This window comes from Saccharothrix sp. (genome assembly GCF_031180885.1).
GTDB lineage: Bacteria > Actinomycetota > Actinomycetes > Mycobacteriales > Pseudonocardiaceae > Actinosynnema.
The window spans coordinates 115,862-139,952 of the sequence record NZ_JAPSLK010000006.1 but is presented as its reverse complement, the minus strand read 5'-3'; the positions used below and the strand labels follow the sequence as shown (position 1 = coordinate 139,952).

The following is a 24,091-nucleotide window of genomic DNA, read 5'->3' as shown; positions in this document are numbered from 1 at the left end:
TCCGGCTCAGACCTCCGAGTAGAACGGGTTCTCCACCACGCCCTCGCCGTCCGCCCACCGGTAGACCTCGCGCCCCTCCACAAACACCTTCAGCGCGCGGCTCATCACGTCCAACGGGTCGCCCGACCAGATCACCACGTCACCGTCGAGCCCGACCGACAGCGACCCCACCCGGTCGTCCAGACCCATGATCCGGGCCGGGTTCACCGTGATCGACTCCAGCGCCACCCGGCGGTCCAAGCCCTCCTTCACCGCCAAGGTCGCCTGGTGCACCAGGAAGTGGATCGGCACCACCGGGTGGTCCGTGGTGATCGCGATCTCCACCCCGGCGCGCGCCAGAACACCCGGCGTGCGCAGGCTCCGGTTCCGGACCTCGACCTTCGAGCGGCTGACGAACAGCGGACCGATGACGACCGGGACGCCCTTCTCCGCCAGCAGGTCCGCGACCAGGTGGCCCTCGGTGCCGTGGTTGACGATCAGCTTGTAGCCGAACTCGTCGGCGAGTCGCAGCGCGGTGGCGATGTCGTCCGCGCGGTGGCAGTGCTGGCACCACGGGAGCGTCCCGTCGAGCACCTTCGACAGCACTTCCAGCGTGTTGTCCCGGTCGAACGGACCCTCCGCGGCGGCCTTCTTGGCGGCGTAGTCCTGGGCCTTGGTGAACGCGTCGCGGATGACCGCGGCGACGCCCTGCCGCGTGGACGGCAGCTTCTTCTGGTCGCCGTAGACCCGCTTGGGGTTCTCGCCCAGCGCGCTCTTCACGCTGACCGGGTCGCGCAGCAGCATGTCGTCCACGGTCTTGCCCCAGCACTTCACGGCCACGGTCTGGCCGCCGATCACGTTGCCGGAGCCGGGCTTGATCACCGCGGTGGTGACGCCGCCGGACAGGGCGTCGGCGAAGCCGAGGTCGGCCGGGTTGACGGCGTCCAGGGCCTTGAGGCGGGCGCCGTTGGGGTCGGTCATCTCGTTGGTGTCCTGACCGGCCCAGCCCTCGCCCTCCTCGTGCACGCCGAGGTGGCCGTGGGCCTCCACGAAACCGGGCAGGACCCACGCACCCCCGGCGTCCACGACGGGCACGTCGGCGGGCACCTCGACGGAGGCGCCCACCGCGGCGATCTTCCCGTCCCGGATCAGGACGGTCCCGTGCTCGATCGGCTCGCCCGTGACCGGGACGACGTACCCACCCGTGATAGCGACGTTCATAGTTAGCGACGCTAACGGTCTAGGCCAGTGGACGCAAACCCCAACGCCCGGCCCACGACTCGCCCGGCTCCAGCCACAGCAGGTCGACGCCCGAGTTCAACGCGTCCGGCGGGCACGTCATGGGCTCGATCGCCACCGCCCGGCCGCGACCGGGGAACTCGGGCGTCGTGAAGACCTGGACCCACTTGAAGTCCGGGTCCGCCCACACCTCCACGCCGCCGCCCGGGCCGCGCAGGACGTGCCGCACGAGGCCGTCCACCGGCTCGCAGCCGCCGAACGCCGTGTCCAGCTCGACCCCGTCGAGCAGCCGGGCCACGCGGAAGTCGTAGTCGCCGGACACCGGCTCGGCGGGGCCGGTCGGGAGCAGGCTGTCCGGGTCCACCGGCAGCACGGTCGTGGCCGCGAGGGACATCGTCGTCTCGTCGGTCCCGGACAGGCCAGCGCGCGGGAACGGGTGCGTGCCGACGCCGAACGGCGTCCGGGCGTCGCCGACGTTCTGCACGCCGTGCGACACGGTCAGCCCGTTGTCGTCCAGCGCGTAGGAGATCGTCGTGCGCAGCTCGACCGGCCAGCCGAAGCCCGCGACCGGGACCTCCAACGAGACCAGCGACCCGGTGTGCTCCACGACGGACCACACCGCCCGCCGCACCAGCCCGTGGATCGCGTTGCCGCGTGCCGGCTCGGTGATCTCCAACCGCTGCTCGACGCCGTCGAGGGTCCACCGGCCGCCGGCCGTGCGGTTGGGCCACGGCACGAGCACCGCGCCACTGCCGAACGGCGGTTCGCCGTCGTAGGTCTCGACGTACGGCACACCGCCGACGTCGAAGGACTTGAGTCCCGCACCGTCGGGGTCGATGACGGCGCGCGCGGCGCCGTGGGCGATCTCCAGCATCGATCAAGCGTAGCGGTCACGGGCAAACAACTAGACCGGTCTGTATAGTTCGGGACATGCCACGCCGCACCGACACCCGACAGCGCATGGTCCGCACCGCCGCGGACCTGTTCCACGCGCAGGGCTACCACGCCACCGGCCTCAACCAGGTGCTGGCCGAGGGCGGCGCGCCCAAGGGTTCGCTGTACTTCCACTTCCCCGGCGGCAAGGAGCAACTTGCCGTGGAGGCGGTGAACCTGGCCGCCGACGACCTGTGCACCGCCCTGCGCGCGGTCTTCAAGAGCACGCCGGACCCGTTGCAGGCACTGGAAAAAGTCCTGACCATGCTCGGCGAACGCCTGGAGCGCACCGACTTCCGCGAGGGCTGCCCCATCTCCACCGTGGCGCTCGACGCGAGCGCCGAGAGCGAACCCATCCGCGAGGCCTGCGCCTCCGCCTACGACTCGTGGCAACAGGTCATCGCCGACCACCTGGGCGGGGACGACGACCTGGCCGCCGTGGCCCTGGCGGCCATCGAGGGGGCGGTCCTGCTGGCCCGCACCCGCCGTTCCCTCGCCCCCCTGCGCGCCGTGGCCACCCACCTGGCCGCACTCCTCGGAAGGACGACCCGATGAAGGTCCACCACCTCAACTGCGGCACCATGCGGCCGTTCGGCGGGAAACTGGTCGACGGCAAGGGATCCGTCTTCCGCCGGGCCGAACTGGTCTGCCACTGCCTGCTGCTGGAGACCGACGACGGCCTGGTCCTGGTGGACAGCGGCCTGGGCGTGGACGACGTCCGCCGCCCCGCCGAGACCCTGTCCCGGGGCTGGCGGCGGATGTCCCAGCCGGTCCTGGACGAGAACGAGACCGCGATCCGCCAGGTCGAGGCCATGGGCTTCACCCGCGACGACGTCCGCCACGTCGTCCTGACCCACCTCGACCTCGACCACGGCGGCGGCCTGCGCGACTTCCCGAACGCCGAGGTCCACGTGCTGCGCGAGGAACTGGACAACGCCCTGCGCCCGGGCAAGCGCGGCAACGACGCCGTCCGCTACCCCGACGAGCAGTGGTCCCACGGCCCGAAGTGGGTCACCCACGAACCCCGCGGCGAGGCGTGGTTCGGCTTCGAGGGCGTCCGGGAGTTCCGCCCCGACATCCTCCTGGTCCCCCTGTTCGGCCACACCCACGGCCACACCGGCGTCGCCGTCAACACCGACGACGGCTGGCTGCTGCACGCCGGCGACGCGTACTTCTTCCACGAGGAGATGTCCGAGAACCCCCGCTGCACCCCCGCCCTGACCATGATGCAGACCCGCGTGGAGCAGAACCGCTCACTGCGCCTGGCCAACCAGGACCGCCTGCGCGAGCTGAAGCGGACCCACGGGATCGACATCGTCAACGCCCACGACAAGACCGAGCTGACCCGCCACCAGCTCCAGCCCGCCTGACACCGCCGAGCCGCGCCGTGAAGTGACGGCGCGGCTCGACGGCTGTGCTACTTCGAGAGCTTCTCGGCGTCGAAGTGGACCTTGCCGTGCACCACCCGGTTGATCAGCCACAGCACCAGGCCGGCCAGGAGCAGGTACACCGCGATCACGTAGTCGGCCGCCGGCCGCCCGGACAGCGGGCTCGCCAGGTACGCGCACGTGATCGCGCCCAGCACCGGCACCCAGGTGGGCGCGCGGAAGTGCTTGTGGCCCACCTTCTCCTTGCGCAGCACCAGAACCGCGATGTTGACGATGGTGAAGACGACCAGCAGCAGCAGGGCCGTCGTCCCGCCCAGCTTCGCGATGTCCGCCGTGGACACCAGGATGACCGCCACCCCGCTGGTGAACAGGATGGAGATCCACGGCGTGCGGCGGAACGGGTGCACGGTCCCGAACACCTTCGGGATGATCCGCTCGTTCGCCATGCCGTAGATCAGCCGGCTGGCCATCAGCATGTTGATCAGCGCCGAGTTGATGACCGCGAACAACCCGATCAGCGAGAAGATCCACAGCGGGAACCCGGGAGCGCCGACCTGGACGACCTTCAACAACGCCGAACTGCCCGCCTTCGACAGCTCGTCGGCCGGGATCAGCAGGGAGGACGTGATGGCCACCAGCACGTAGATGGTCGCCGCGACGACCATGCCCCACAGCATCGCCCGCGGGAAGATCCGGACCGGGTCCCGGCACTCCTCGGCCATGTTCACCGAGTCCTCGAAGCCGACCATCGCGAAGAACGCCAGGGCCGTCGCCGAGGTGATCGCGACCAGGGCCGACTGGCCGGGCGCCGGGTCGACCTGGGTCAGCCGGCCCGGGTCGCCGTCGCCGGCCAGCACCGCGTAGACGCCGATCGCGATGATGATCACCAGACCGGACAGCTCGATGCAGGTCAGCACCACGTTGGCCTTGACCGACTCGGACACGCCCCGGAAGTTGATCGCGGCCAGACCGATGATGAACAGCACCGCGACCAGCGTCGCCGACACGGTGAAGGTGTCGGAGAAGAACTCCTTGATCACCGACTGGAGGTAGGTCCGGCCGAACGCCAGCGCCGCCGAGGACGCGGACGTGATGCCCGAACTCATGACGGCGAACGCCACCATGAACGTGAGGAACTGGATCTTGAACGCGCGGTTGGTGTAGAGGGCCGCGCCGGCCGCGCGGGGGTACTTGCCGACGAGTTCGAGGTAGCTGAACGCCGTCAGGAAGGCCACCGCGAAGGCGATCAGGAACGGCAGCCAGAGCGCTCCGCCGATCTTGCCCGCGACGTTGCCGGTGAGGGCGTAGATGCCGGTGCCGAGGATGTCACCGACCACGAAGAACAGCAGCAGCTTCGGCCCGATGGCCCGTTTCAGTTCCGGTTGCGCCGGTGCGCTCGTCGCTTCCGCCATGCCGGTTGAGTGTGCCGGATCACACCCGGCCCGGATAGCCGGCGCACCGAAGCTTGGGCAAGGCTTGATGTTCCTACAGCAGCGACAGTCCTTCGCGGACGTCGATGCGGGCCACCGCGACCGCCTCGTCCAGGGCGGCCCGGAACGCCATCGCCTGCTGGAGGTCCAGCCACACCGCGCCGCCACCGCCGGGCAGGAAGATCTCCACCGTCCCGCGGGTCACCCCCACGCCGAGCCCGGCCCGCCTGGCGCCCTCCGCTTCGACCTGCCACTCACGCCCGTCGCTTCGCACCCCGCCGAATATGGCGGACCCGCCGGCACGCGGCAATCACACGATCGTGGCAACGGGTTCGGGGGTGAACCGGTAGCGCCACACCGCCGGGATCGCCAGCACCGCGATCACCGTCGCCACGACCACCGCGGCCCCGCCGAGCGCCGTCGCGACACCCGGACCGATCGCCGCGCCCACGGTGCCGTGCAGCAGGTCCGCCAGGCGCGGCCCGCCGGCGACCACGACGATGAACACGCCCTGCATCCGGCCGCGCATCTCGTCGGTCGCGGCGGTCTGGAGGATCGCGCTGCGGAACACCATGCTGATCATGTCCGCCGCGCCGCCGATGGCCAGGAACACCACGGCCAGCCACAGCGCGTTGGAGAACCCGAACCCGATCATCGCCAGACCCCAGGCGACGACCGCCACCGCCGTGCCCACGCCGTGCCGGTGCACGCGCGAGGTCCAGCCCGACACCAGCCCGCACAGCATCGCGCCCAGCGAGATCGAGGCGAACAGCCAGCCCAGGGCGAGGCCGCCGCCGGGCGGGTCGCCGAAGGTCACCTCGGCCATCTCCGGGAACAGGGCGCGCGGCATCCCGAAGACCATCGCGATGATGTCCAGCACGAACGACGCCAGCAGGATCTTCTGCACGGCCAGGTAGCGGAACCCGTCCACCACGTCCTTGAGCCCGGCCCGCCGGGTCACGCCGCTCAACGGCGGCATCGGCGGCAGCTTCCAGACCGCCCACATGGTGACCGTCAGCGCGATCGAGTCGATCAGGTACAGCGTGGGCAGGCCGAGCACCGGCATCAGCGCGCCGGCCAGCATCGGGCCGAACACCCCGCCGAAGGTCATCACGGTGGAGCCCAGCGCCACCGCCCCGGGCAACTGGTCGGCGGGCACCAGCCGGGCGATCGAGGCGGCGCGCGCCGGGGCGTTGGCGGCGAAGAACACCTGCTGCAACCCGAGCAGGGTGATGACCAGCCACACGTTGCGCACGTCGAACGCGGCCTGCAACCACAGCAGCACGGACGTCAGCGCGATGCCGGCGTTGGTCACCACGAGCAGCTTGCGCCGGTCGACCACGTCCGCGACCGCTCCGCCCCACAGCCCGAACACCAGCAGCGGCACCAGCGCGACGCCGGCGGAGACGCCGACCCAGCCGGACGAGCCGGTGATGTCGTAGACCTGCTTGGGCACGGCCACCGCGGTCAACTGGCTGCCCACGGCGGTCACCACGGTCGACAGCCACAGCCGTCGGTAGGCCACGACCTTGAGCGGTCGCGTGTCGATGGCGACCTTCCCCAGCAGCTTCCTCACTCTCGTTAGCGTACGACAACTAACAAGTTGTTTACCGAGACGTGGATTACGGCCCGCCATCCGGTCGATCCCGCGCCGCCGCCGGCCGGAGGACCATCCGGGGGGCATGCACAACCACGTGGACACGGCCGGATCCGGCAACTCCTACCCTGATCGAGTGCGCCTGCTGGTGGTCGAGGACGAGAAGCGGCTGGCCGAGTCGTTGCGCGCCGGGCTGGAGGCCGAGGGGTACGCGGTCGACCTCGCCCACACCGGCCCGGACGGGCTGTGGATGGCCGGCGAGCACCGGTACGCGGCGATCGTGCTGGACATCCTGCTGCCCGGCCTGAACGGCTACCGGGTGTGCGCCGAACTGCGGGCGCAGGGCAACGACACGCCGATCCTGATGCTCACCGCAAAGGACGGCGAGCACGACGAGGCCGACGCGCTGGACACCGGCGCCGACGACTTCCTGTCCAAGCCGTTCTCCTACGTGGTGTTCCTGGCCCGGCTGCGGGCGCTGATCCGCCGGGGCGGCTCGGCGCGCGGCAGCGTGCTGCGGGCGGGTGAGCTGGCGCTGGACCTCGGGCGGCGCGAGTGCCGCCGAGCCGGTGAGCTGGTCTCGTTGTCCAGCAAGGAGTTCAGCGTCCTGGCCCACCTGGTGGAGCGGTCCGGCGAGGTGGTCGCCAAGGCCGACATGCTCACCGACCTGTGGGACTTCGCGGCCGACCCGGACCCGAACCTGGTCGAGGTCTACATCAGCTCGCTGCGCCGCAAGCTCGGGCGCGACGCCATCCGGACCGTGCGCGGCGCCGGGTACCTGGTGCCCCGTGCGTAGGGCGGCCACCACCCGGGTCCGGGTCGCCGCGCTCGCGGCCCTGGTGTCGGCGCTGCTGCTCACCGCCGGCGCGCTGTACCTGGTGCGGCAGATGGAGAACCAGCTCCGCGCGGGTGCGGACGACCTGGCGATCGCGGGCGCGCGCCGGATCGGGGACATGCTCGACGCGGGCATCCCGCCCGCCGACCTGCCGCCGATGGTGGGCGTCGGGGCCTACGAGATCACCGACCAGCAGGGCAACCGGCTCGCGACCTGCCCCGCGCTGCCGGCGGACTACCGGGACCGCGTCTTCCTGCGACCCGACCCGCCCGGCGTGGCACCGCCGACGTTCGCGCACACCAGGACGGTCCTGCTGGACCTGGTCATCGACCAGCGCGACAACCCGCCGTGCGTGTGGATCTTCAACCTCGACGGCCGGGCCGAGACACGGGTCAACGAGTCCTTCACCCAGTCCGGCCGCTACATCGTGTACGTGGCGACCGTGCCGATCCCGGAGGCGGTGCGGCTCGTGGACGCCGTGCGCACCTTCCTGTGGTGGGCCGTGCCGCTGACCGCGCTGCTGATCGGCCTGGTGGCGTGGTTCGCGGTGGGGCGGGCGCTGCGGCCGGTGGCGGCGATCCGGCGCGAGGTGGCCGAGATCAGCGCGCACGACCCGGACCGCCGGGTGCCGGTGCCGGCCGCGCGGGACGAGATCGCCGACCTCGCCGACACCATGAACGACATGCTCGCGCGCCTGGCCGCCGGGATGGCCCGGCAGCGCCGGTTCGCCTCGGACGCCTCGCACGAACTGCGCACACCCCTGGCGTCCCTGCGCACCCAGTTGGAGGTGCTGCTCGCTCACCCCGACCGGATCGACTGGCGGCGCACCAACGAGAACGCCGTGCTGGACCTGGAGCGGATGCAGGCCGTGGTGGCGGACCTGATGCTGCTGACCCGCGTCGAGGGCCTGCCGCCGGTCCGAGAGGACGTGGACCTCGCCGCGCTGGCGGGCGTGCCGGGGCCGCCGGTGGTGGTGGCGGGCAGTCCGCCGCAGTTGCAGCGGCTGGTGCGCAACCTGGTGGACAACGCCGAGCGGCACAAGGCGTCCACCGTGACCGTCACGGTCGAGGCGCGGGACGGGTGGGCGGTGTTGACCGTCGCCGACGACGGTCCCGGGGTGCCGGAAGCCGACCGTGAGCGGGTGTTCGAGCGGTTCGTGCGGCTGGACGAGGGTCGGGCGCGGGACGAGGGCGGCGCGGGGCTGGGGTTGGCGCTGGTGCGGGAGATCGCCCAGGCGCACGGCGGGACGGCGGTGGTCGAGGACGGGGCGCGGTTCGTGGTCCGGCTGCCGCTGACCTGAAGGGTCCTTCAGGTGGTTTCAGGTCGGGTTCAGGGCGGTGATTCGACGCTGCGCCCGTGCTCCTGCGGACCCGTCCCACAGTCCAGGTCGCCCACGTCGTCGCGGCCGGTTTCTTCGTCCTGTACTCGGCGCTTTCCCTGTGGCGGCATTGGATTTTCCAGAGCACCGGCTACGACCTGGGGATCTTCGAGCAGGCGGTGCGCTCCTACGCCGAGGGGCGGCTGCCGACCTCGGAGCTGAAGGGTCCCGGCTTCCCGTTGCTGGGCGACCACTTCCACCCCGTGCTCGCCTTGCTCGCGCCCTTCTACGCGGTGGCCCCTCGCGCGGAGACCTTGTTGGTGGCACAGGGTTTCCTGTTCGCGCTGTCGACGGTCCCGGTGACCCGTCTCGCGTCCCGCCTGAGACCACGCGGTGTGGTGGTCGGTGTGGCGTACGGGTTCTCGTGGGGCATCCACAACGCGGTCGCGTTCGACTTCCACGAGATCTGCTTCGCCGTGCCGCTGCTGGCGTTCGCGGTGGAGGCGCTGGTCGAAGAACGTTGGCGTGCGGCCGTTCTCTGGTCGCTGCCCCTGGTTCTGGTGAAGGAAGACCTGCCGCTCACGGTCGCGGCGATCGGCTGCTACCTGGTGTACCGGGGGCGGAAACGGCTTGGTTGGGCCACTATCGCGTTCGGCGCGGTGTCGTTCGTGGTGATCGTGTTCGTGGTGCTGCCCTTGTTCAACCCGGACGGCGGGTACGCGTACTGGGCGAAGCTGGAGCCGTCCTGGTCCGGTCTGGTCACCCGCCTGGGCACGCTGGTCGCGCTGCTCGCGCCGACCGGGTTCGTGACGCTGCGGTCACCGCTGGTGCTGCTGGCCGTGCCGACGCTGGCATGGCGGTTCACGTCCGGCAACCCCGCGTACTGGGGCATCGACTTCCACTACAGCGCCGTGCTGATGCCGATCGTGTTCGGCGCGTTCCTCGCCGCCCGACCCACCCGGACGTGGGTGTGCGGGGTCGTGACGGCGATGTTCACGCTGGTCCTGACCCTGCGGCCACTGCCGCAGCCGGAGTGGGACCAGGCGCAGCGCGCCGAGGTCGAGGCGGTGCTGGCGCTGGTGCCGGACGGCGCGCGGGTCGCCGCGTCGAACCGGCTCGCCCCGCACCTGACGAACCGGTGCGAGGTCAGCCTGTTCCCGTGGCACACCGACGCCGAGTACGTGGTGGTGTCGCGGCCGGCGGCGGGGTGGCCCGTGCCGGCCGACGACGAGGCGCGGAACCTCGCGTCCCTGCCGCACCGGGTGGTGGCGGGCACCGGACACGTGGTCCTGCTGAAGCGCTAGGGGGCGACCCGCTGGATCTCCCAGCCGTCGCGGCCGAGGCGGAAGCGGAGGCGGTCGTGCATGCGGTCGCGGCGGCCCTGCCAGAACTCGACTTCCTCGGGCCGGATGCGCCAGCCACCCCAGTGCGGCGGCACCGGGACGCGGTCGGCGTCGGCGAACTGGCGCTCGATCTTGTTCAGCGCGCTCTCCAAAGTGGAGCGGCCGGATACTACGCGGGACTGGGGCGACGCCCACGCGCCGAGCTGCGAGCCGCGCGGGCGGCTCTCCCAGTAGCGGGCGGTCTCCTCCGGGCCGACCTTCTCGACCGTGCCGCGCACGTGGGCCTGCCGCTGCATGGCGAACCACGGGAAGGTGGCGGACGCGTACCGGGTGGCCATCAGGTCGTGGCTCTTGGCGGAGGTGTAGTTGGTGAAGAACACCAGCCCGCGCTCGTCGAGGCCCTTGGCGAGCACGGTGCGGGAGGACGGGCGGCCCTCGGTGTCGGAGGTGGCGAGGACCATCGCGTTGGCCTCGGGCAGACCGGCGCCGGCGGCCTGGTCCAGCCACAGCTGCAGCTGCTCGTGCCAGGTGGGCAGCAAGTCGCTCTCCGTGAGCGAGCCCTGTTCGTAAGACACGCGCATCGACGGCAACGCGATGTTCGTCGTCTCCGACATCCCGAACCTCCCGAGCAGGTTTTTCCTGGCAAGGCACTTGTGGCACCAAGCGATCCAGCGACCGTACGGGTTTCCGGCCGTGCGCGAAACCGCCTGGGTGGTGAGAAGTACCACCAGCACCGTGACTATGCGTGTGAAGCATCTAACGGAATCGAGTTCGAGATCGAGTCAGAAGGTCACTCGATCCGGGATGCGCCCGCCTGGCTTCCGCCAACGCGCGTTCCGCAGTCACCGCGTCGGGTGCCAACGCGGTGGCCAGGCTGCCGCCACGCGCCAGAGGAACGAGGGACCACCAGTCGTGTGACACCGGTTCCGGGACGTCCGCGCCCCAGCACAGGAACTCGGTGCCCAACACCCTCATGCCCGCCAGGCCCGCCGGGCTGCCGTCGGTCGCCGGGTCACCGATACGGGTGGTTTGGCGCACCAGCGGGCCGTCGCGGCGCACGTCCAGCGTGCTGACCAGCGTGCCCGGCGGTTCACCCACCCGTCCGAGGACCAGCACCTCGCGGGTGCGCAGGCAGGCGCCGGCGGCGAGGTCGGCGGTGAACACGGCCTCGTGGCACGCCCGCCGGGTGACGACGGTCGGCTCGGGCACGTGGTCCAGGCTGCCGCCCTCGTCGACCTCGACCCGGACCACCGACCTGCTCCCGCCGGGTCGGTGGCCGGGCAGGGCGAGCGTCGCCGCGACCCCGCGCAATTCCAGGTGCGCGCCGGGCCCGACGCGGACGTGCAATTCCAGGTCGTCCCCGCCCAGGGGTGCGGTCACCGAACTGACGAGGTGGACCACGCCACCCCGCCGCGGAACAAGGCGCAAAGGCGCCATGGACCTCATTTCGCCGACCACCGTCCGGCCGTCGACGAGTTCCGCGGAAAGGAACGCCCGCGCTTTCACCCGGCGGTGGTGAGCGCGCGGATCTGGGCGCGGACCCATTCGGCCACCGCGGGGGCGTCCGGGGTCTCGACCAGGGACTGGCTGATCACCGGCAGGTCGCCGCGCATCCGGTGGGCGTCGGCGGTCATCACCCCGAGGTCGGCCCCGACCATGGGCGCGAGGTCGGTCTTGTTGATCACCAGCAGGTCCGCCGTCGTCACGCCGGGGCCGCCCTTGCGCGGCACCTTGTCCCCGCCGGCCACGTCGACCACGAAGATCTGCCGCTCCACCAGGCCGCGGCTGAACACGGCGGTCAGGTTGTCGCCGCCGCTCTCGATCAGCACCAGTTCCAGGCCGGGGAACCGGTGCTCCAGCCGTTCCACCGCGTCCAGGTTGGCGGTGATGTCGTCGCGGATCGCGGTGTGCGGGCACGCGCCGGTCTGCACGGCCTCGATGCGCTCGACGTCCAGCACGCCGGTCTTGCGCAGGAAGTCGGCGTCCTCGGTGGTGTAGATGTCGTTGGTGACGACGGCGAGGTTGACGCTGTCGCCCAGCGCCCGGCAGAGGGCGGCGGTGAGCGCGGTCTTGCCGCTGCCGACCGGGCCGCCGATGCCGATCCGGATCGCGCCGTGGTGGTGGTGATCGGCGTGGTGGTCGTGGCCGGGGTCGGTGGGGTCGAAGTTGACCGGGTGCACGTGGTCAGCTGACAAAGAGACGCACCTCTTCCCTGTGGTGGCGGTCGTGGGCCTCGGCCAGCAGGTCCAGGCCGGGCGCGCTGGGCGCGGGCAGGTCGGCGGGGGCGGTGTTGGCGTGCTGTTCCGCTTGCGCCGCAACGGTTTCCATGTCGACCTGCAGGTTCGCGATGATGGCGTTGACACCGAACGGGTCCAGGCCCAGGAGCCGGATCGCGCCGGTGGCCGGGCCGGTGACGGCGTGGTAGGCGACCACCTGCGCGGCGGCGCGCGGGTCTCCGACGAGGGCTCCGACGATGATCGGGTGGTGTGGTTCCGGGGTGGCCTTGAGGAGGTCGGACAGCCGGTCCGAGGGCCATGCTTTCCTTGCGGCACGGGCGATTCCGCGACCCTGCATGCGGGACGCCGCCCGTTGCGCGGGGGACGGGGTGCGGACGTCCAGTTCGACGTCCAACTCGGCGAAGCGGCCCCTGGTCGCGGCGGCGGCGAAGACCGCGTTGAGCAGACCCGCCGTGCGCAGCCGGCCGACGAGAAAGCATTGCAGGCTGGGAAGATCGGTGACCAGCTTGCGCGCCACCGCCTCCTCCAGCCCGCCCGAGTGGACGTGACCCCCGCCCGGGAAGCGGGAGTCCGCGAGCATCAGCGCCGCGAGGTCCATCAGAACAGGAAGTAGCGCTGGGCCATGGGCAACTCCGCCACCGGGTGCGGCTCGACCAGTTCGCCGTCGACGTGCACGGCGAAGCTGTCCGGGTCGACGCGGACGTCGGGCATGGCGTCGTTGAGCAGCATGTCCTTCTTGCCGACCTTGCGCGTGTTGCGCACCGGGACCAGCGGGCGGGACAGGCGCAGCAGGTCGGCGAGGTCGCGGTCCACGGCCTCCTGCGACACGAAGTGCACGCTGCTGCGCGCGCCCGCGTGCGCGCCGAACATCGGCCGGGCGAACACCGGTTGCGGAGTGGGGATGGACGCGTTCGCGTCGCCCATCGCGGCCCACGCGATGAACCCGCCCTTGAGCACGACCGACGGCCGGACGCCGAAGAACTTGGGCTCCCACAGCACCAGGTCCGCGAGCTTGCCGACCTCGACCGAGCCGACCTCGTGGTCGATGCCGTGCGCGATGGCCGGGTTGATCGTGTACTTGGCGACGTACCGGCGGGCGCGCAGGTTGTCGGGGAGTTCACCGCGCCGGCCGTGCATGACGTGCGCGGTCTGCCACGTGCGGATGATGACCTCGCCGACGCGGCCCATCGCCTGCGAGTCGGAGCTGATCATGGAGATCGCGCCGAGGTCGTGCAGGAGGTCTTCGGCGGCGATGGTGGTCGGGCGGATGCGGCTCTCCGCGAATGCCAGGTCCTCGGGCACGGACGGGTTGAGGTGGTGGCACACCATCAACATGTCCAAGTGCTCTTCGATGGTGTTGACGGTGTGCGGGCGGGTCGGATTGGTGGACGAGGGCAGCACGTTCGGCTCGGACACCACGCGGATGATGTCCGGCGCGTGCCCGCCGCCGGCGCCCTCGGAGTGGTAGGCGTTGATCGACCGGCCGCCGATGGCGTCCACTGTGGACTCCACGAAACCGGCCTCGTTCAACGTGTCCGTGTGGATGGCGACCTGCACGCCGGATTCGTCGGCGATGCGCAGGGCGGCGTCGATGGCGGCGGGGGTGGTGCCCCAGTCCTCGTGCAGCTTGAACCCGCCCGCGCCGGCGTGCAGCTGCTCGCGCAGGGCGTCGTCGCGGACGGTGTTCCCCTTGCCCAGCAACAGGACGTTGACCGGCATGTGGTCCATCGCGGCGAGCATCCGGCCCAGGTTCCACGCGCCGGGGGTGACCGTGGTGGCCTTGGTGCCCTCCGCCGGGCCGGTGCCGCCGCCGATGAGCGTGGTCAGGCCGGAGGCGAGGGCCTCGTCCACGATCTGCGGGCAGATGAAGTGGACGTGGCAGTCGATGCCGCCGGCGGTGAGGATCTTGCCGTTGCCGGCGATGACCTCGGTGGCCGGGCCGATGACCAGCGCGGGGTCGACGCCGTCCATCACGTCGGGGTTGCCGGCCTTGCCGATGCCGACGATCCGGCCGTCGCGCACGCCGACGTCGGCCTTGACCACACCCCAGTGGTCGAGGATCACCGCGCCGGTGATGACCAGGTCGGGGGCGCCCTCGGCCCGTGTGGCCATGCCCTGGCCCATGGACTCGCGGATGACCTTGCCGCCGCCGAAGATCACCTCGTCGCCGGCGTGCGGGCCGCGGCTGCGGTCCTCGGTGACCTCGATGGTCAGGTCGGTGTCGGCGAGCCGGACGCGGTCGCCGGTCGTGGGGCCGAACAGCTCGGCGTAGCGCTCGCGGCTGATCTCCGTCACCGGTCGAGGTCTCCCGCCCACTCGGGGCGCAGGCCCGGCACCCGGCGCGCGCCGGCCAGCGGCACCAGCGTCACCTCGCGCTCGACGCCCGGTTCGAACCGCACCGCCGTGCCCGCCGGCACGTCCAGCCGCTTGCCCCAGGCCGCCTCGCGGTCGAACTCCAGGCCCGGGTTCACCGCGGCGAAGTGGTAGTGCGAACCCACCTGCACCGGCCGGTCCGCGGTGTTGACCACGACCAGCGTGGTGCGCGGGCGACCGGTGTTCAGCTCGACCGGCTCGGCGCCGGTGATGATCTCGCCAGGACGCACGGGCGACTCCTTCACACGATCGGGTGGTGCACGGTCACCAGCTTCGTGCCGTCCGGGAAGGTGGCCTCCACCTGCACGGACTCGACCATCTCGGGCACGCCGGGCAGCACCTGGGCGCGGGTGAGGACGTGCCGGCCGCTGTCCATCAGCTCGCTGACCGTGCGGCCGTCGCGCGCGCCCTCCAGCACGTGGTCGGTGATCAACGCCACGGCTTCGGGGTAGTTGAGCACCACCCCGCGCTCCAGCCGGCGCCGCGCGACGTCGGCCGCCACGTGGACCAGCAGTTTCTCCTGCTCGTGGGGCGTGAGGTGCATCCCGTGAGGTCTACCAGACGAAACCGGCCTACCGCTTGGTGGAAACAAGCACTTAACAGGTGGACTTCTTCTGAATCGGTTCCTGAATCGTGACCGAGGACACGGAAAAGCGTCGTTGCCACTCCGTGTCGAGGGGAGCAAGGTTTTCCCAACTCTTGACTCTCGCGGACAAGGAGCGCACAGCGTGGTGCAGCAAACCGAGCAGGACGGATTCCGGCCGGGCCTGGAGGGCGTCGTCGCCTTCCGCACCGAGATCGCCGAGCCGGATCGCGACGGTGGCGCACTGCGCTACCGCGGGGTGGACATCGAGGACCTGGCGGGCAAGGTCACCTTCGGCAACGTCTGGGCGCTCCTCGTCGACGGCCGCTTCGGCCCGGGCCTGCCGCCCGCGGAGCCGTTCCCGATCCCCGTGCACACGGGTGACGTGCGGGTGGACGTGCAGGCCGCGCTGGCGATGGTCGCGCCGATATGGGGTTACCAGCCCTTGCTGGACATCAGCGACGAGGACGCCCGAGCGCAGCTGGCGCGGGCGTCGGTGATGGCCCTGTCGTACGCGGCCCAGTCGGCGCGCGGCATCGGCCGGCCGGCGGTGCCGCAGAAACGCATCGACGAGTGCAAGACGATCACCGAGCGCTTCCTGACACGTTGGCGCGGCGAACCGGACCCGGCGCACGTGAAGGCCCTGGACGCGTACTGGGTGTCCGCCGCCGAACACGGCTTGAACGCCTCCACCTTCACCGCCCGGGTCATCGCCTCGACCGGCGCCGACGTGGCCGCGGCCATGTCGGGTGCGATCGGCGCCATGTCCGGTCCGCTGCACGGCGGTGCCCCCGCGCGCGTGCTGCCGATGATCGAGGAAGTCGAACGAACCGGCGACGCCCGAACTTTCGTGAAGGGCATCCTCGACCGCGGCGACCGCCTGATGGGCTTCGGCCACCGGGTGTACCGGGCGGAGGACCCCCGCGCACGCGTGCTCCGACGCACCTGCCAGGAGCTCGGCGCGGCCCGCTACGAGGTAGCCGCGGCCCTGGAACAGGCGGCTCTCGCGGAACTCCGCGAACGCCGCCCCGACCGCGCCATCGAGACGAACGTCGAGTTCTGGGCGGCGGTGATCCTGGACTTCGCCCAGGTCCCGCCACACATGATGCCCGCGATGTTCACCTGCGCCCGGACCGCGGGCTGGTCGGCCCACATCCTGGAGCAGAAGCGCACCGGCCGACTGGTCCGCCCGTCGGCAACCTACGTCGGCCCCGGCCCCCGCAAGCCGTCCGAGGTAGACGGCTGGCAAGAAATCGCCTGACGGTGTGACCACCTGACCACGTGAGCCGGGCCGGCACCCCACCCGCCGGCCCGGCCTCCCCCTACCGCCCAGCCTCAGTGCGCCGCCCCGCCCGCCGACCTGCCCGCCGCGGCAACCGCCACACCGCCTGCCGCCACACCCAGCCGCTGCCTGCGTTGCCCGCGCCACTCGCCGCCCGCGGCCCGCCTCGCCAAGCCCCGCCTCCCGACCGCCCCGACCCTGGCCTGGCGTCCGGCCCCCGACTCCTTTTCCCACGGGGGTACGACATTCCGGCCGAAGCGCCCCCTGGGGTCCATTGTTCCATCGGGGTACGACAGATCCGCTGTTCACGCCGCTCGGCGGTCCGGCTCAACGTGAGCAGCAACACCCGGTTGTCATCGTTCGGCCATGCGGCTGCAACACTGGTGACCCCGGCAACGGCGCCGGTCAGGCTGTCCAACACCTCCCCCGTACCCGGAGGCTTCGCTATGACCCAGACCGCCGACCCGACCACCTTGGTCCTGCCCTCCGACCTGCGGCCGTCCGACGGCCGGTTCGGTTGCGGCCCGTCCAAGGTCCGGCCCGAGGCCCTCCAGGCCCTGGCCACCGAGGGCGCGTCCCTGATGGGCACCTCGCACCGGCAGAAGCCGGTGAAGTCCCTGGTCGGCTCCGTGCGGTCCGGGTTGCGCGAGCTGTTCTCGCTGCCGGAGGGCTACGAGGTCGTCCTGGGCAACGGCGGCACCACCGCGTTCTGGGACGCCGCCGCGTTCGGGCTGGTCCGCGAGCGGGCGCAGCACTTCACCTACGGCGAGTTCTCGTCGAAGTTCGCCAAGGTGACCTCCGACGCGCCGTTCCTCGGTGACTCGATCGTGGTCAAGGCCGCCCCGGGTTCGGCGCCGGAGATCACCTACGCCGAGGGCGCGGACCTGGTCGGCTGGGCGCACAACGAGACGTCCACCGGTGTCGCGGTGCCCGTGTCGCGGCCCGCCGGGTCGGAAGGCGCGCTGATCGCCATCGACGCCACCTCCGGCGCGGGCGGCCTGCCCGTGAACGCCGAGGACTTCGACGTCTACTACTTCGCGCCGCAGAAGTGCTTCGCCTCCGACGGCGGCCTGTGGATCGCGCTCATGTCCCCGGCCGCGCTGGAGCGGGTCGCCGAGATCGGCGCGTCCGGCCGGTGGGTGCCGGAGTTCCTGTCGCTGACCACGGCGCTGGACAACTCGACCAAGGAGCAGACGTACAACACGCCGTCGCTGGCGACGCTGTTCCTGCTGAACAACCAGATCGAGTGGATCCTCGGCAACGGCGGCCTGTCGTGGGCCGTGGAGCGCACCGCGGACTCGTCGTCACGGCTGTACTCGTGGGCCGAGGCGACCTCGTACACGACCCCGTACGTGGCGGACCCGGCGTACCGCTCGCAGGTCGTCGGCACGATCGACTTCGACGACTCGGTGGACGCCTCCGTGGTGGCGAAGGTGTTGCGCGCCAACGGCATCGTGGACGTCGAGCCGTACCGCAAGCTGGGCCGCAACCAGCTGCGGGTCGCGATGTTCCCGGCCATCGAGCCGACCGACGTGAGCACCCTGACCAAGGCCGTCGACTGGGTCGTCTCCCAGCTCTGACCCCTGGTTCTTCGCGGGTGCGGGGACCCCTCCGGCAGCGAGCCGGACGGGTCCCCGCACCCTTTTGGGCAGGCAGTTCCCCAAGCACCCCACCAGGCGAACCTCGGGCGGTTCCCCCAACGCACCACCCACCCGGGCGAGCCTCAGGCGGTTCCCCGACGCACCTCACCCAGACGAGCCTGGGGCGGTTCCCGCACCTCGCCCAGGCGAACCACGGGTGGCCCCTCGACGCGCCTCGCCCGGGCGAGCCACGGATGGCTCCCCTTCGCAGGTCGCCGCTTAGGCGAGTGCTTCGGTCGGTGCCAGGCGTGCGGCCCGCATCGCCGGGTAGGCGCCGGCGACAGCCCCGACCACCATCGCCACCACCACCCCGCCGAGCAGAGCGGGCACCGGGACCACGGCCGGCCACTGCCGGCTGGCCGCGTACCCGGCCGTCACCGCCACCCCCACCAGCACGCCGACCAGGCCCCCGAGCCCGGACAGCAGCACCGATTCCGCGAGGAACTGCCCCCGCACCTGCCGACGGGTCGCCCCCAGCGCCCGCCGCAGGCCGATCTCCCGACGCCGTTCCAGCACCGAGATGACCATCGTGTTCGCCACACCCACGCCGCCCACCAGCAGCGCGACCCCGCCCAGGCCGAGGAACAGGGCGCTGAACGAACTCTCCGTCAACCGCTTCGCGGCCAGCGCCTCCGACGGGCGGGCCACGTCGACCTCGTTCGGCTGCTCCGGGTTGAGCGTGCGCCCCAGCACGGCCCGCACCGCCTCGACCGCCGCGTCGGCCGCACGCACGTAGACCGTGCTCGGGTGCCCGTCGAACCCGAACTCGCGCTCCGCCGTCGTCCACCCGACCAGCACGGACCGCTCGATCTCGGGCGAGAGCGGCATCGGCCGCAGCACCCCGACGACGGTGAACCACTTGCCGCCGATCCACACCTGACGCCCCGGCCGGTCGATGCCCAGCCGCGTGGCGGCGACCGACCCGAGCACCACACCGGGTGTCTCGCCGTCGAGGAACCGCCCGTTCTCGACCTCGCCCTCCAACACGTCCAGCAGGTCGGGCCGCGCGGCGAGGACAGCCAGCCCGGACGTCTCGTCGGCCGGGACGCGGTCGTTCCGCCGCACCGTCTGCCCGGTCTTCCCGGTCCCGCTCGCCGCGGTCACCGGCCCGATCCGCTGCGCCATCGGGACGGCGGTGACCGGCAGCTTCGCGTCCGCGCCGCCGAAGGTCTGGCCGGGCTGGGCCTGGAGCAGGTTCGTGCCGAGCCGCTGGAGCTGGTCCTGGAGCGCCCGCTGGCTGGAGGCGGGAATCCCGACGACCGCCACCACGGCCGCGATCCCGATCGCGATCCCCAACGCCGACAACACCGCCCGCAACGGCCGCGTCCGCATGCCGTGCGCACCCAGCCGCAGCACGTCCCCCGTCCGCAACCGCGTCGGCTCCGGCGGTGCGTGGCGCGGTGCCGCCGGCTCGACTGTCCGAGTCACACGATCACCCCGTCCCGCACCTCGACCCGCCGGGGCGCGGCGGCGGCCACGTCCCGGTCGTGGGTGATGATCACGACCGTGGTGCCGTCGGCGTTCAGCTCGCGGAGCAGCTCCAGCACGCCGTGACCGTTGCGGCTGTCGAGGTTGCCGGTCGGTTCGTCGGCCAACAGGATCGCCGGCCGGTTGACCACGGCCCGCGCGATCGCCACCCGCTGCCGCTCACCACCGGACAGCTCACCCGGCCGGTGCGTGGCCCGGTGCGACAACCCGACCCGCTCCAGCGCCTCGGCCGCCATCGCCCGCCGGCGCTTCTGCGGCACCCCTGCGTAAAGGAGACCGGTGGCGACGTTGTCGATCGCCGGCACGCCGTCACTGAGGAAGAACTGCTGAAAGACGAACCCGATCCACCCGGCGCGCAACGCGGAGAGCCGCCGGTCGGCCATCGCGGAGACGTCCTGCCCGCGAACCTCCACCCGACCGGAGGTGGGCCGGTCGAGGGTGCCCATGAGCTGGAGGAGCGTCGACTTGCCCGACCCGGACGGACCGACGATCGCGACCATCTCACCGTCGTCGACGGTCAACGAGACATCCCGCAACGCCCGCACCCCGCCGGGATAGGTCCGGCTGACGCGGTCCAGGACGATCATCCACCCACCCCCTGACCACCTAGACGGCCGCCCGCTGTTCGACGACCCGCACGGGCTGCCACCGGGATGCTCGCCGCGGTGCGCGGGATGCGCTGTACAGCCAGCGGGAGCCGAGGCACAGCCGGCGGGAGGCGGCGCATGGCCGGCGAGATGCGGCGGGCAGCCGGGCGAGTGCGGCCGGCAGCCGGGCGAGTGCGGCCAGCAGCCGGTTTAGCCCGACGAGCCGCCGGTTTAGCCCGGTATGTCGCGGATGCGCCGGGTGGGTCGCTCGCCGCGCCCAATGCGGAGGAACGGCGGGCCACGCGCACCGCGGAGTTCGCAGCCGCGCGCGATGCGGCATCGTCGGATGAGCGGGGTGTGGAGTGGACGGGTCGTGGGTTGGAGGTGGTCATGAGGTGGTCACCACCTGGAGGCCTTCGGTCAGGCCCTCGCCGGTGATCTCGACCTGGCCCTTCGCGAACAGGCCCGTCTTCACCGGCAGCAGGCGGCGGTCGGTGGCGGTTTCCACGGCGTAGCCGCCCTCGGCCAGGGCCAGCAGGGCACCGACCGGCACGGTCAGCACGTTCTCGCGCTTGCCGACCGTGAACAGCACCCCGGCCGACGCCGTGTCGATGCCCTCGGCTGCCTTCGGGTCGTCCAGAGCGATGGTCACGGTCACCTTCGGCTTCTCGCCGGGGCTGCCCGTCGACGGGGTCGGGGTGACCGCGGTGATCGTGCCGGTGGTCGGTTTGCCGCCGGTGATCTCCACCTCGACCTTCTCGCCCGTCTTCGCGTAGCGCTGCTTCGCCTTCTCCAACTCCACCGTCACGGCCCGGTCCGTGCCGGTCACCTTCATCAGGTCGCCGGCGCCGGGCGACCCGAGTTGCGCGTTCACCGAGGCCACCCGCACCGCTCCGGGCTGCACCACGACGTCACCGGACGCCACCGCCCCGGTCTGCTCCAGCCCGTTGGCCTTCTGCCACTTCTTCACCGCCGCGGCGGTCGCGGACGTGTACTTCTCGTCGGGTGTGCCGAAGTCCCGGTAGCCCAGCGCCGCCAGGTTCTCCTCGACCACCTTGACGTCCGGGCCGTTGTCCACGCCCGCCGACAGGTCCCGGTACAGCGGCAGCGCGCCGTAGAACAGCGGCACCGGTTTCGCGTCCACCGAGTACACCGCCTCCCCCCGCTCCAGCACGTCGCCGGCCGCCGGCAGGCCCGTCACGGTGCCCGGTCTGCGGCCCGCCAGCGACCGCTCCGCCCCGTACGCGACGGTGCCGGTCACGGTCTGCTGGTCGGCCAACGTGGTGCGCTTGACCTCCGCCGTCTTCGCGGGCTCGCCGCGCTCGGGCTCCGCGCCGGCCCGGTCCGCCGACACCCTCGTCAGCGCCACCGCCGTCCCGGTGCCCAGCAGCGCCAGCGCCACCACGCCCGCGATCAACCACCTCCCCCGCTCAGCCATCGGCCCTGCTCACCTGCCCGCCGAAACCGCACTCCTCCATGGCTTTCTGCGTCTTGTCCGTGTCGTCGTCGAACGGCAACCCGATGCCGCCGCCGTTCTCGAAGTCCGGCTCGGGCACGTCGATGCCCTTTTCGCGCAAGCACTTGATCTCCTCGCGCATCCGGTCCATCTCCTCCGGTGTCGGCTTGCGCATCTCCCCGCCGTTGGGCAGGAACTGCTTGCACGCCTCCTCCGCCTTCTTCATCTCCTCCATCCCGGCGTCGCCGCCGTCGATCCGAATCGCGATGCCGCCCTTGCCGTCCACCTCGGGATCAGGCATGTCCACGCCGTTCTCCCGCATGCACTTGGCGAACTCGCGCACCTTGTCCTCGTCCCGCCCGCCGTCGTCCGGCGCGGCCGACGAACTGCTCGTCGGACCGCCGGAGATCGACGCCACGCCATCGGCCTGCTGGGCGGTGCCGCAGCCCGCCAGCAGGAGTGCTCCCAGCACCAGCCAGATCGGTTTTCGCATGGTCCGATTTGTACGGACGGGGCGATCTCGGCCAGATAAGCGAAATCGCTTATCGGCTGCTTATGTCCCCTCCCGCACACTCGTCGCCATGCGGGTTCTGGTGGTCGAGGACGAGGAGTTGTTGGCGAACACCATCGCCGAGGGGTTGCGCCGGGTCTCGATGGCGGTGGACGTCTGCTACGACGGAGGGGAGGCGCTGGAACGGGTGGGTGTGCACGACTACGACGTGGTCGTGCTCGACCGCGACCTGCCGGTGGCGCACGGGGACGAGGTATGCGCGGCCGTGCTGGAGGCCGGTGGCGAGGCGAAGGTGCTGATGCTGACGGCGGCGGCGCAGGTGGAGGACCGCGTGGAGGGGCTGGGCCTCGGCGCGGACGACTACCTGACCAAGCCGTTCGCGTTCGCCGAGCTGGTGGCGCGGGTGCAGGCGCTGGGCCGGCGCGCGCGGCCGGCGCTGCCGCCGGTGCTGCGCCGGGCGGGGGTGGTGCTCGACGTGCCGCGGCACCAGGTGTCGCGGGAGGGCCGGTTCATCCAGCTCTCGCGCAAGGAGTTCGCGGTGCTGGAGGTGCTGATGAGAGCGGAAGGGACGGTGGTGACGGCGGAGGACCTGCTGGAGAAGGCGTGGGACGAGTACGCGGACCCGTTCACGAACGCGGTGCGGGTGGCGGTGATGACCCTGCGGCGCAAGCTCGGTGAACCCGGCGTCATCGAGACGGTGCCCGGCGCGGGCTACCGGTTCGGGGGGTGAGACCGCTGCGGCTGTCCGTGCGGGCCAGGCTGACCGCCTGGTACGGGGGCTTCTTCCTGCTCGCCGGCGTGGTTCTGGTGGCGCTGAACTACGTCCTGGTGAGCGCCCAGCTGCCGCAGGTGGACTCGTTCGCCATCGCGGTGGCGGGGCCCCCGCCGGCCCCGGTCGACCAGATGCAGGTGGTGACCACGCTGGAGGACTACCGGTCCGAGACGCTCAACACCCTGCTGCTGCAGTCGGGCGTGGGGCTGGTGGTGACCACCGCGCTGGCGGGCATCGTGGGCTGGGTGCTCGCGAGCCGGGTGCTGGAGCCGCTGCAGTCGATCACCGCGACCGCGCACCGGCTGGAGGTCGAGGACCTCGGTCGGCGGATCAACCTGGACGGGCCCGACGACGAGCTGAAGGAGCTGGCGGACACCTTCGACGGCATGTTGGACCGGCTGGCCACCGCGTTCGACAGCCAGAAGAGGTTCGTCGCCAACGCCTCCCACGAGCTGCGCACACCGCTGGCGATCCAGCGCACCCTCATCGAGGTGGCGCTGGCGGACGAGCACGCCTCGGCCGACGTCAAGCGGCTCGGCGGCCACCTGCTGGCCACCAACGTGCGCTCCGAGCGGCTCATCGACGGCCTGCTCCTCCTCGCGCGCAGCGACCGGGGGCTGGGCCGGCGGGAACCGGTGGAACTCGACCAGCTCGTGGAGGACGTGGTCTACACGTTCCGCCACGAGCCGCAGGACATCAGCCTGGAGGCGGAACCGGTGACCGTCCTGGGCGACCCGGTGCTGCTCGCCCACCTCGTCACCAACCTGCTGCGCAACGCGTGCACCCACAACCACGAGGACGGCCACGTGGCCGTGGTGGTGCGCGGCACGAACCCGCTGCTGGTCGTCGCCAACACCGGCGAGGTAATCCCGGAAGAGGCGGTACCAGGGCTTTTCGAGCCGTTCCGGCGGCTGCCGGGCGCGGGTGGCGGCGGCGCGGGACTGGGTCTTTCGATCGTGCGTTCGATCGCATTGGCCCATCAGGGAAATGTGAGCGCGTATCCGGCGGGTGGCGGCGGTTTGTGCGTTGAGGTGAACCTTCCGGTAACAGACGTGCGGACCACAGCGACATACGGCAAGATCACATGAAGATATCGGTGA

25 protein-coding genes are annotated in these 24,091 nt (G+C 71.5%); 9 read left to right on the top strand and 16 right to left on the bottom strand.

Going from position 1 to position 24,091, the window contains the following annotated elements; translation table 11 throughout:
- Positions 1-6: 6 nt before the first annotated feature.
- Both RIN75_RS11635 and RIN75_RS11630 read right to left on the bottom strand, forming a co-directional pair.
- Positions 7-1,200, bottom strand: coding sequence for an amidohydrolase (locus tag RIN75_RS11635; RefSeq protein WP_309111852.1), 1,194 nt, complete (start codon positions 1,198-1,200; stop codon positions 7-9).
- Positions 1,201-1,219: 19 nt separating this feature from the next.
- The gene (locus RIN75_RS11630) at positions 1,220-2,092 is read right to left on the bottom strand and encodes an aldose 1-epimerase family protein (protein ID WP_309111851.1); all 873 of its coding nucleotides are present in this window, start codon (positions 2,090-2,092) and stop codon (positions 1,220-1,222) included.
- Positions 2,093-2,148: 56 nt separating this feature from the next.
- On the opposite strand from RIN75_RS11630, the gene RIN75_RS11625 reads away from it, so the two are divergent.
- Positions 2,149-2,706: a TetR/AcrR family transcriptional regulator gene (locus tag RIN75_RS11625; RefSeq protein ID WP_309111850.1), complete on the top strand. Its 558-nt coding sequence runs from the start codon at positions 2,149-2,151 to the stop codon at positions 2,704-2,706.
- Complete coding sequence (locus RIN75_RS11620) at positions 2,703-3,521, top strand: MBL fold metallo-hydrolase (protein ID WP_309111849.1); 819 nt, start codon at positions 2,703-2,705, stop codon at positions 3,519-3,521. Before RIN75_RS11625 ends, RIN75_RS11620 begins: the two co-directional genes overlap by 4 nt.
- Positions 3,522-3,568: 47 nt before the next feature.
- Here RIN75_RS11620 and RIN75_RS11615 read toward each other — a convergent pair whose 3' ends face one another.
- The 3 genes from RIN75_RS11615 to RIN75_RS11605 form a co-directional block, all read right to left on the bottom strand.
- Entirely contained in the window at positions 3,569-4,951 is a 1,383-nt protein-coding gene (locus tag RIN75_RS11615; protein ID WP_309111848.1) for an APC family permease, read from the bottom strand.
- A gap of 73 nt (positions 4,952-5,024) precedes the next feature.
- Positions 5,025-5,243: a hypothetical protein gene (locus RIN75_RS11610; RefSeq protein WP_309111847.1), complete on the bottom strand. Its 219-nt coding sequence runs from the start codon at positions 5,241-5,243 to the stop codon at positions 5,025-5,027.
- Positions 5,244-5,279: 36 nt separating this feature from the next.
- Positions 5,280-6,545, bottom strand: a complete 1,266-nt coding sequence (locus tag RIN75_RS11605) for an MFS transporter (protein ID WP_375295939.1) — start codon at positions 6,543-6,545, stop codon at positions 5,280-5,282.
- Positions 6,546-6,702: 157 nt separating this feature from the next.
- Here RIN75_RS11605 and RIN75_RS11600 point away from each other — a divergent pair, with 157 nt between their 5' ends.
- The 3 genes from RIN75_RS11600 to RIN75_RS11590 are packed head-to-tail and all read left to right on the top strand — an operon-like array spanning position 6,703 to position 10,023.
- Positions 6,703-7,362: a response regulator transcription factor gene (locus RIN75_RS11600; protein WP_309111846.1), complete on the top strand. Its 660-nt coding sequence runs from the start codon at positions 6,703-6,705 to the stop codon at positions 7,360-7,362.
- Positions 7,355-8,701 (top strand): ATP-binding protein, encoded by a 1,347-nt coding sequence (locus tag RIN75_RS11595; protein ID WP_309111845.1) that lies wholly within the window; start codon positions 7,355-7,357, stop codon positions 8,699-8,701. The genes RIN75_RS11600 and RIN75_RS11595 overlap by 8 nt, the downstream gene beginning before the upstream one ends.
- A gap of 56 nt (positions 8,702-8,757) precedes the next feature.
- Positions 8,758-10,023: a DUF2079 domain-containing protein gene (locus tag RIN75_RS11590; RefSeq protein WP_309111844.1), complete on the top strand. Its 1,266-nt coding sequence runs from the start codon at positions 8,758-8,760 to the stop codon at positions 10,021-10,023.
- On the opposite strand, the gene pdxH is transcribed toward RIN75_RS11590, so the two are convergent.
- The 7 genes from pdxH to RIN75_RS11555 all read right to left on the bottom strand — a co-directional run bounded on the left by pdxH (position 10,020) and on the right by RIN75_RS11555 (position 15,216).
- The gene (pdxH, locus tag RIN75_RS11585) at positions 10,020-10,676 is read right to left on the bottom strand and encodes a pyridoxamine 5'-phosphate oxidase (protein ID WP_309111843.1); all 657 of its coding nucleotides are present in this window, start codon (positions 10,674-10,676) and stop codon (positions 10,020-10,022) included. The two genes, RIN75_RS11590 and pdxH, sit on opposite strands and share 4 nt — an antisense overlap.
- 142 nt (positions 10,677-10,818) lie before the next feature.
- The gene (locus RIN75_RS11580; protein ID WP_309111842.1) at positions 10,819-11,568 is read right to left on the bottom strand and encodes an urease accessory protein UreD; all 750 of its coding nucleotides are present in this window, start codon (positions 11,566-11,568) and stop codon (positions 10,819-10,821) included.
- Positions 11,565-12,242, bottom strand: a complete 678-nt coding sequence (ureG, locus tag RIN75_RS11575) for an urease accessory protein UreG (protein WP_309111951.1) — start codon at positions 12,240-12,242, stop codon at positions 11,565-11,567. The genes RIN75_RS11580 and ureG overlap by 4 nt, the downstream gene beginning before the upstream one ends.
- Before the next feature lie 4 nt (positions 12,243-12,246).
- A complete protein-coding gene (locus RIN75_RS11570) occupies positions 12,247-12,897 on the bottom strand; it encodes an urease accessory UreF family protein (RefSeq protein ID WP_309111841.1) in 651 nt (216 codons plus the stop codon).
- Positions 12,897-14,594 (bottom strand): urease subunit alpha, encoded by a 1,698-nt coding sequence (locus RIN75_RS11565; protein WP_309111840.1) that lies wholly within the window; start codon positions 14,592-14,594, stop codon positions 12,897-12,899. Before RIN75_RS11565 ends, RIN75_RS11570 begins: the two co-directional genes overlap by 1 nt.
- The gene (locus tag RIN75_RS11560; protein ID WP_309111839.1) at positions 14,591-14,902 is read right to left on the bottom strand and encodes an urease subunit beta; all 312 of its coding nucleotides are present in this window, start codon (positions 14,900-14,902) and stop codon (positions 14,591-14,593) included. The genes RIN75_RS11565 and RIN75_RS11560 overlap by 4 nt, the downstream gene beginning before the upstream one ends.
- Positions 14,903-14,913: 11 nt before the next feature.
- Positions 14,914-15,216, bottom strand: coding sequence for an urease subunit gamma (locus RIN75_RS11555; RefSeq protein WP_309111838.1), 303 nt, complete (start codon positions 15,214-15,216; stop codon positions 14,914-14,916).
- 184 nt (positions 15,217-15,400) lie between these two features.
- On the opposite strand from RIN75_RS11555, the gene RIN75_RS11550 reads away from it, so the two are divergent.
- Entirely contained in the window at positions 15,401-16,516 is a 1,116-nt protein-coding gene (locus RIN75_RS11550; protein WP_309111837.1) for a citrate synthase 2, read from the top strand.
- A 467-nt stretch (positions 16,517-16,983) separates the two neighbouring features.
- Complete coding sequence (serC, locus tag RIN75_RS11545; RefSeq protein WP_309111836.1) at positions 16,984-18,117, top strand: phosphoserine transaminase; 1,134 nt, start codon at positions 16,984-16,986, stop codon at positions 18,115-18,117.
- A 279-nt stretch (positions 18,118-18,396) separates the two neighbouring features.
- Here the strand turns inward: serC and RIN75_RS11540 are convergent, their stop codons facing one another.
- From RIN75_RS11540 to RIN75_RS11525, 4 genes are all read right to left on the bottom strand, one after another.
- On the bottom strand, positions 18,397-19,509 hold the full coding sequence (locus RIN75_RS11540) for an ABC transporter permease (protein ID WP_309111950.1): 1,113 nt from the start codon (positions 19,507-19,509) through the stop codon (positions 18,397-18,399).
- Between the two features lie 92 nt (positions 19,510-19,601).
- A complete protein-coding gene (locus tag RIN75_RS11535) occupies positions 19,602-20,252 on the bottom strand; it encodes an ABC transporter ATP-binding protein (RefSeq protein WP_309111835.1) in 651 nt (216 codons plus the stop codon).
- Positions 20,253-20,640: 388 nt separating this feature from the next.
- On the bottom strand, positions 20,641-21,690 hold the full coding sequence (locus tag RIN75_RS11530; protein WP_309111834.1) for a peptidoglycan-binding domain-containing protein: 1,050 nt from the start codon (positions 21,688-21,690) through the stop codon (positions 20,641-20,643).
- A complete protein-coding gene (locus tag RIN75_RS11525; protein ID WP_309111833.1) occupies positions 21,683-22,201 on the bottom strand; it encodes a hypothetical protein in 519 nt (172 codons plus the stop codon). Before RIN75_RS11525 ends, RIN75_RS11530 begins: the two co-directional genes overlap by 8 nt.
- A gap of 88 nt (positions 22,202-22,289) precedes the next feature.
- On the opposite strand from RIN75_RS11525, the gene RIN75_RS11520 reads away from it, so the two are divergent.
- The gene (locus RIN75_RS11520; RefSeq protein WP_309111832.1) at positions 22,290-22,949 is read left to right on the top strand and encodes a response regulator transcription factor; all 660 of its coding nucleotides are present in this window, start codon (positions 22,290-22,292) and stop codon (positions 22,947-22,949) included.
- Positions 22,946-24,079 (top strand): HAMP domain-containing sensor histidine kinase, encoded by a 1,134-nt coding sequence (locus RIN75_RS11515; RefSeq protein WP_309111831.1) that lies wholly within the window; start codon positions 22,946-22,948, stop codon positions 24,077-24,079. The genes RIN75_RS11520 and RIN75_RS11515 overlap by 4 nt, the downstream gene beginning before the upstream one ends.
- Positions 24,080-24,091 lie beyond the last annotated feature (12 nt).

Bases quoted from the DNA above. Each gene is read 5' to 3' on its own strand.
- RIN75_RS11530 (WP_309111834.1), bottom strand. From the start codon at position 21,690: ATGGCTGAGCGGGGGAGGTGGTTGATCGCGGGCGTGGTGGCGCTGGCG.
- serC (WP_309111836.1), top strand. From the start codon at position 16,984: ATGACCCAGACCGCCGACCCGACCACCTTGGTCCTGCCCTCCGACCTG.
- RIN75_RS11615 (WP_309111848.1), bottom strand. From the start codon at position 4,951: ATGGCGGAAGCGACGAGCGCACCGGCGCAACCGGAACTGAAACGGGCC.
- RIN75_RS11630 (WP_309111851.1), bottom strand. From the start codon at position 2,092: ATGCTGGAGATCGCCCACGGCGCCGCGCGCGCCGTCATCGACCCCGAC.
- RIN75_RS11535 (WP_309111835.1), bottom strand. From the start codon at position 20,252: ATGATCGTCCTGGACCGCGTCAGCCGGACCTATCCCGGCGGGGTGCGG.
- RIN75_RS11620 (WP_309111849.1), top strand. From the start codon at position 2,703: ATGAAGGTCCACCACCTCAACTGCGGCACCATGCGGCCGTTCGGCGGG.
- RIN75_RS11540 (WP_309111950.1), bottom strand. From the start codon at position 19,509: ATGCGGACGCGGCCGTTGCGGGCGGTGTTGTCGGCGTTGGGGATCGCG.
- RIN75_RS11555 (WP_309111838.1), bottom strand. From the start codon at position 15,216: ATGCACCTCACGCCCCACGAGCAGGAGAAACTGCTGGTCCACGTGGCG.
- RIN75_RS11520 (WP_309111832.1), top strand. From the start codon at position 22,290: ATGCGGGTTCTGGTGGTCGAGGACGAGGAGTTGTTGGCGAACACCATC.
- RIN75_RS11525 (WP_309111833.1), bottom strand. From the start codon at position 22,201: ATGCGAAAACCGATCTGGCTGGTGCTGGGAGCACTCCTGCTGGCGGGC.
- RIN75_RS11625 (WP_309111850.1), top strand. From the start codon at position 2,149: ATGCCACGCCGCACCGACACCCGACAGCGCATGGTCCGCACCGCCGCG.
- RIN75_RS11570 (WP_309111841.1), bottom strand. From the start codon at position 12,897: ATGGACCTCGCGGCGCTGATGCTCGCGGACTCCCGCTTCCCGGGCGGG.
- pdxH (WP_309111843.1), bottom strand. From the start codon at position 10,676: ATGTCGGAGACGACGAACATCGCGTTGCCGTCGATGCGCGTGTCTTAC.
- RIN75_RS11635 (WP_309111852.1), bottom strand. From the start codon at position 1,200: ATGAACGTCGCTATCACGGGTGGGTACGTCGTCCCGGTCACGGGCGAG.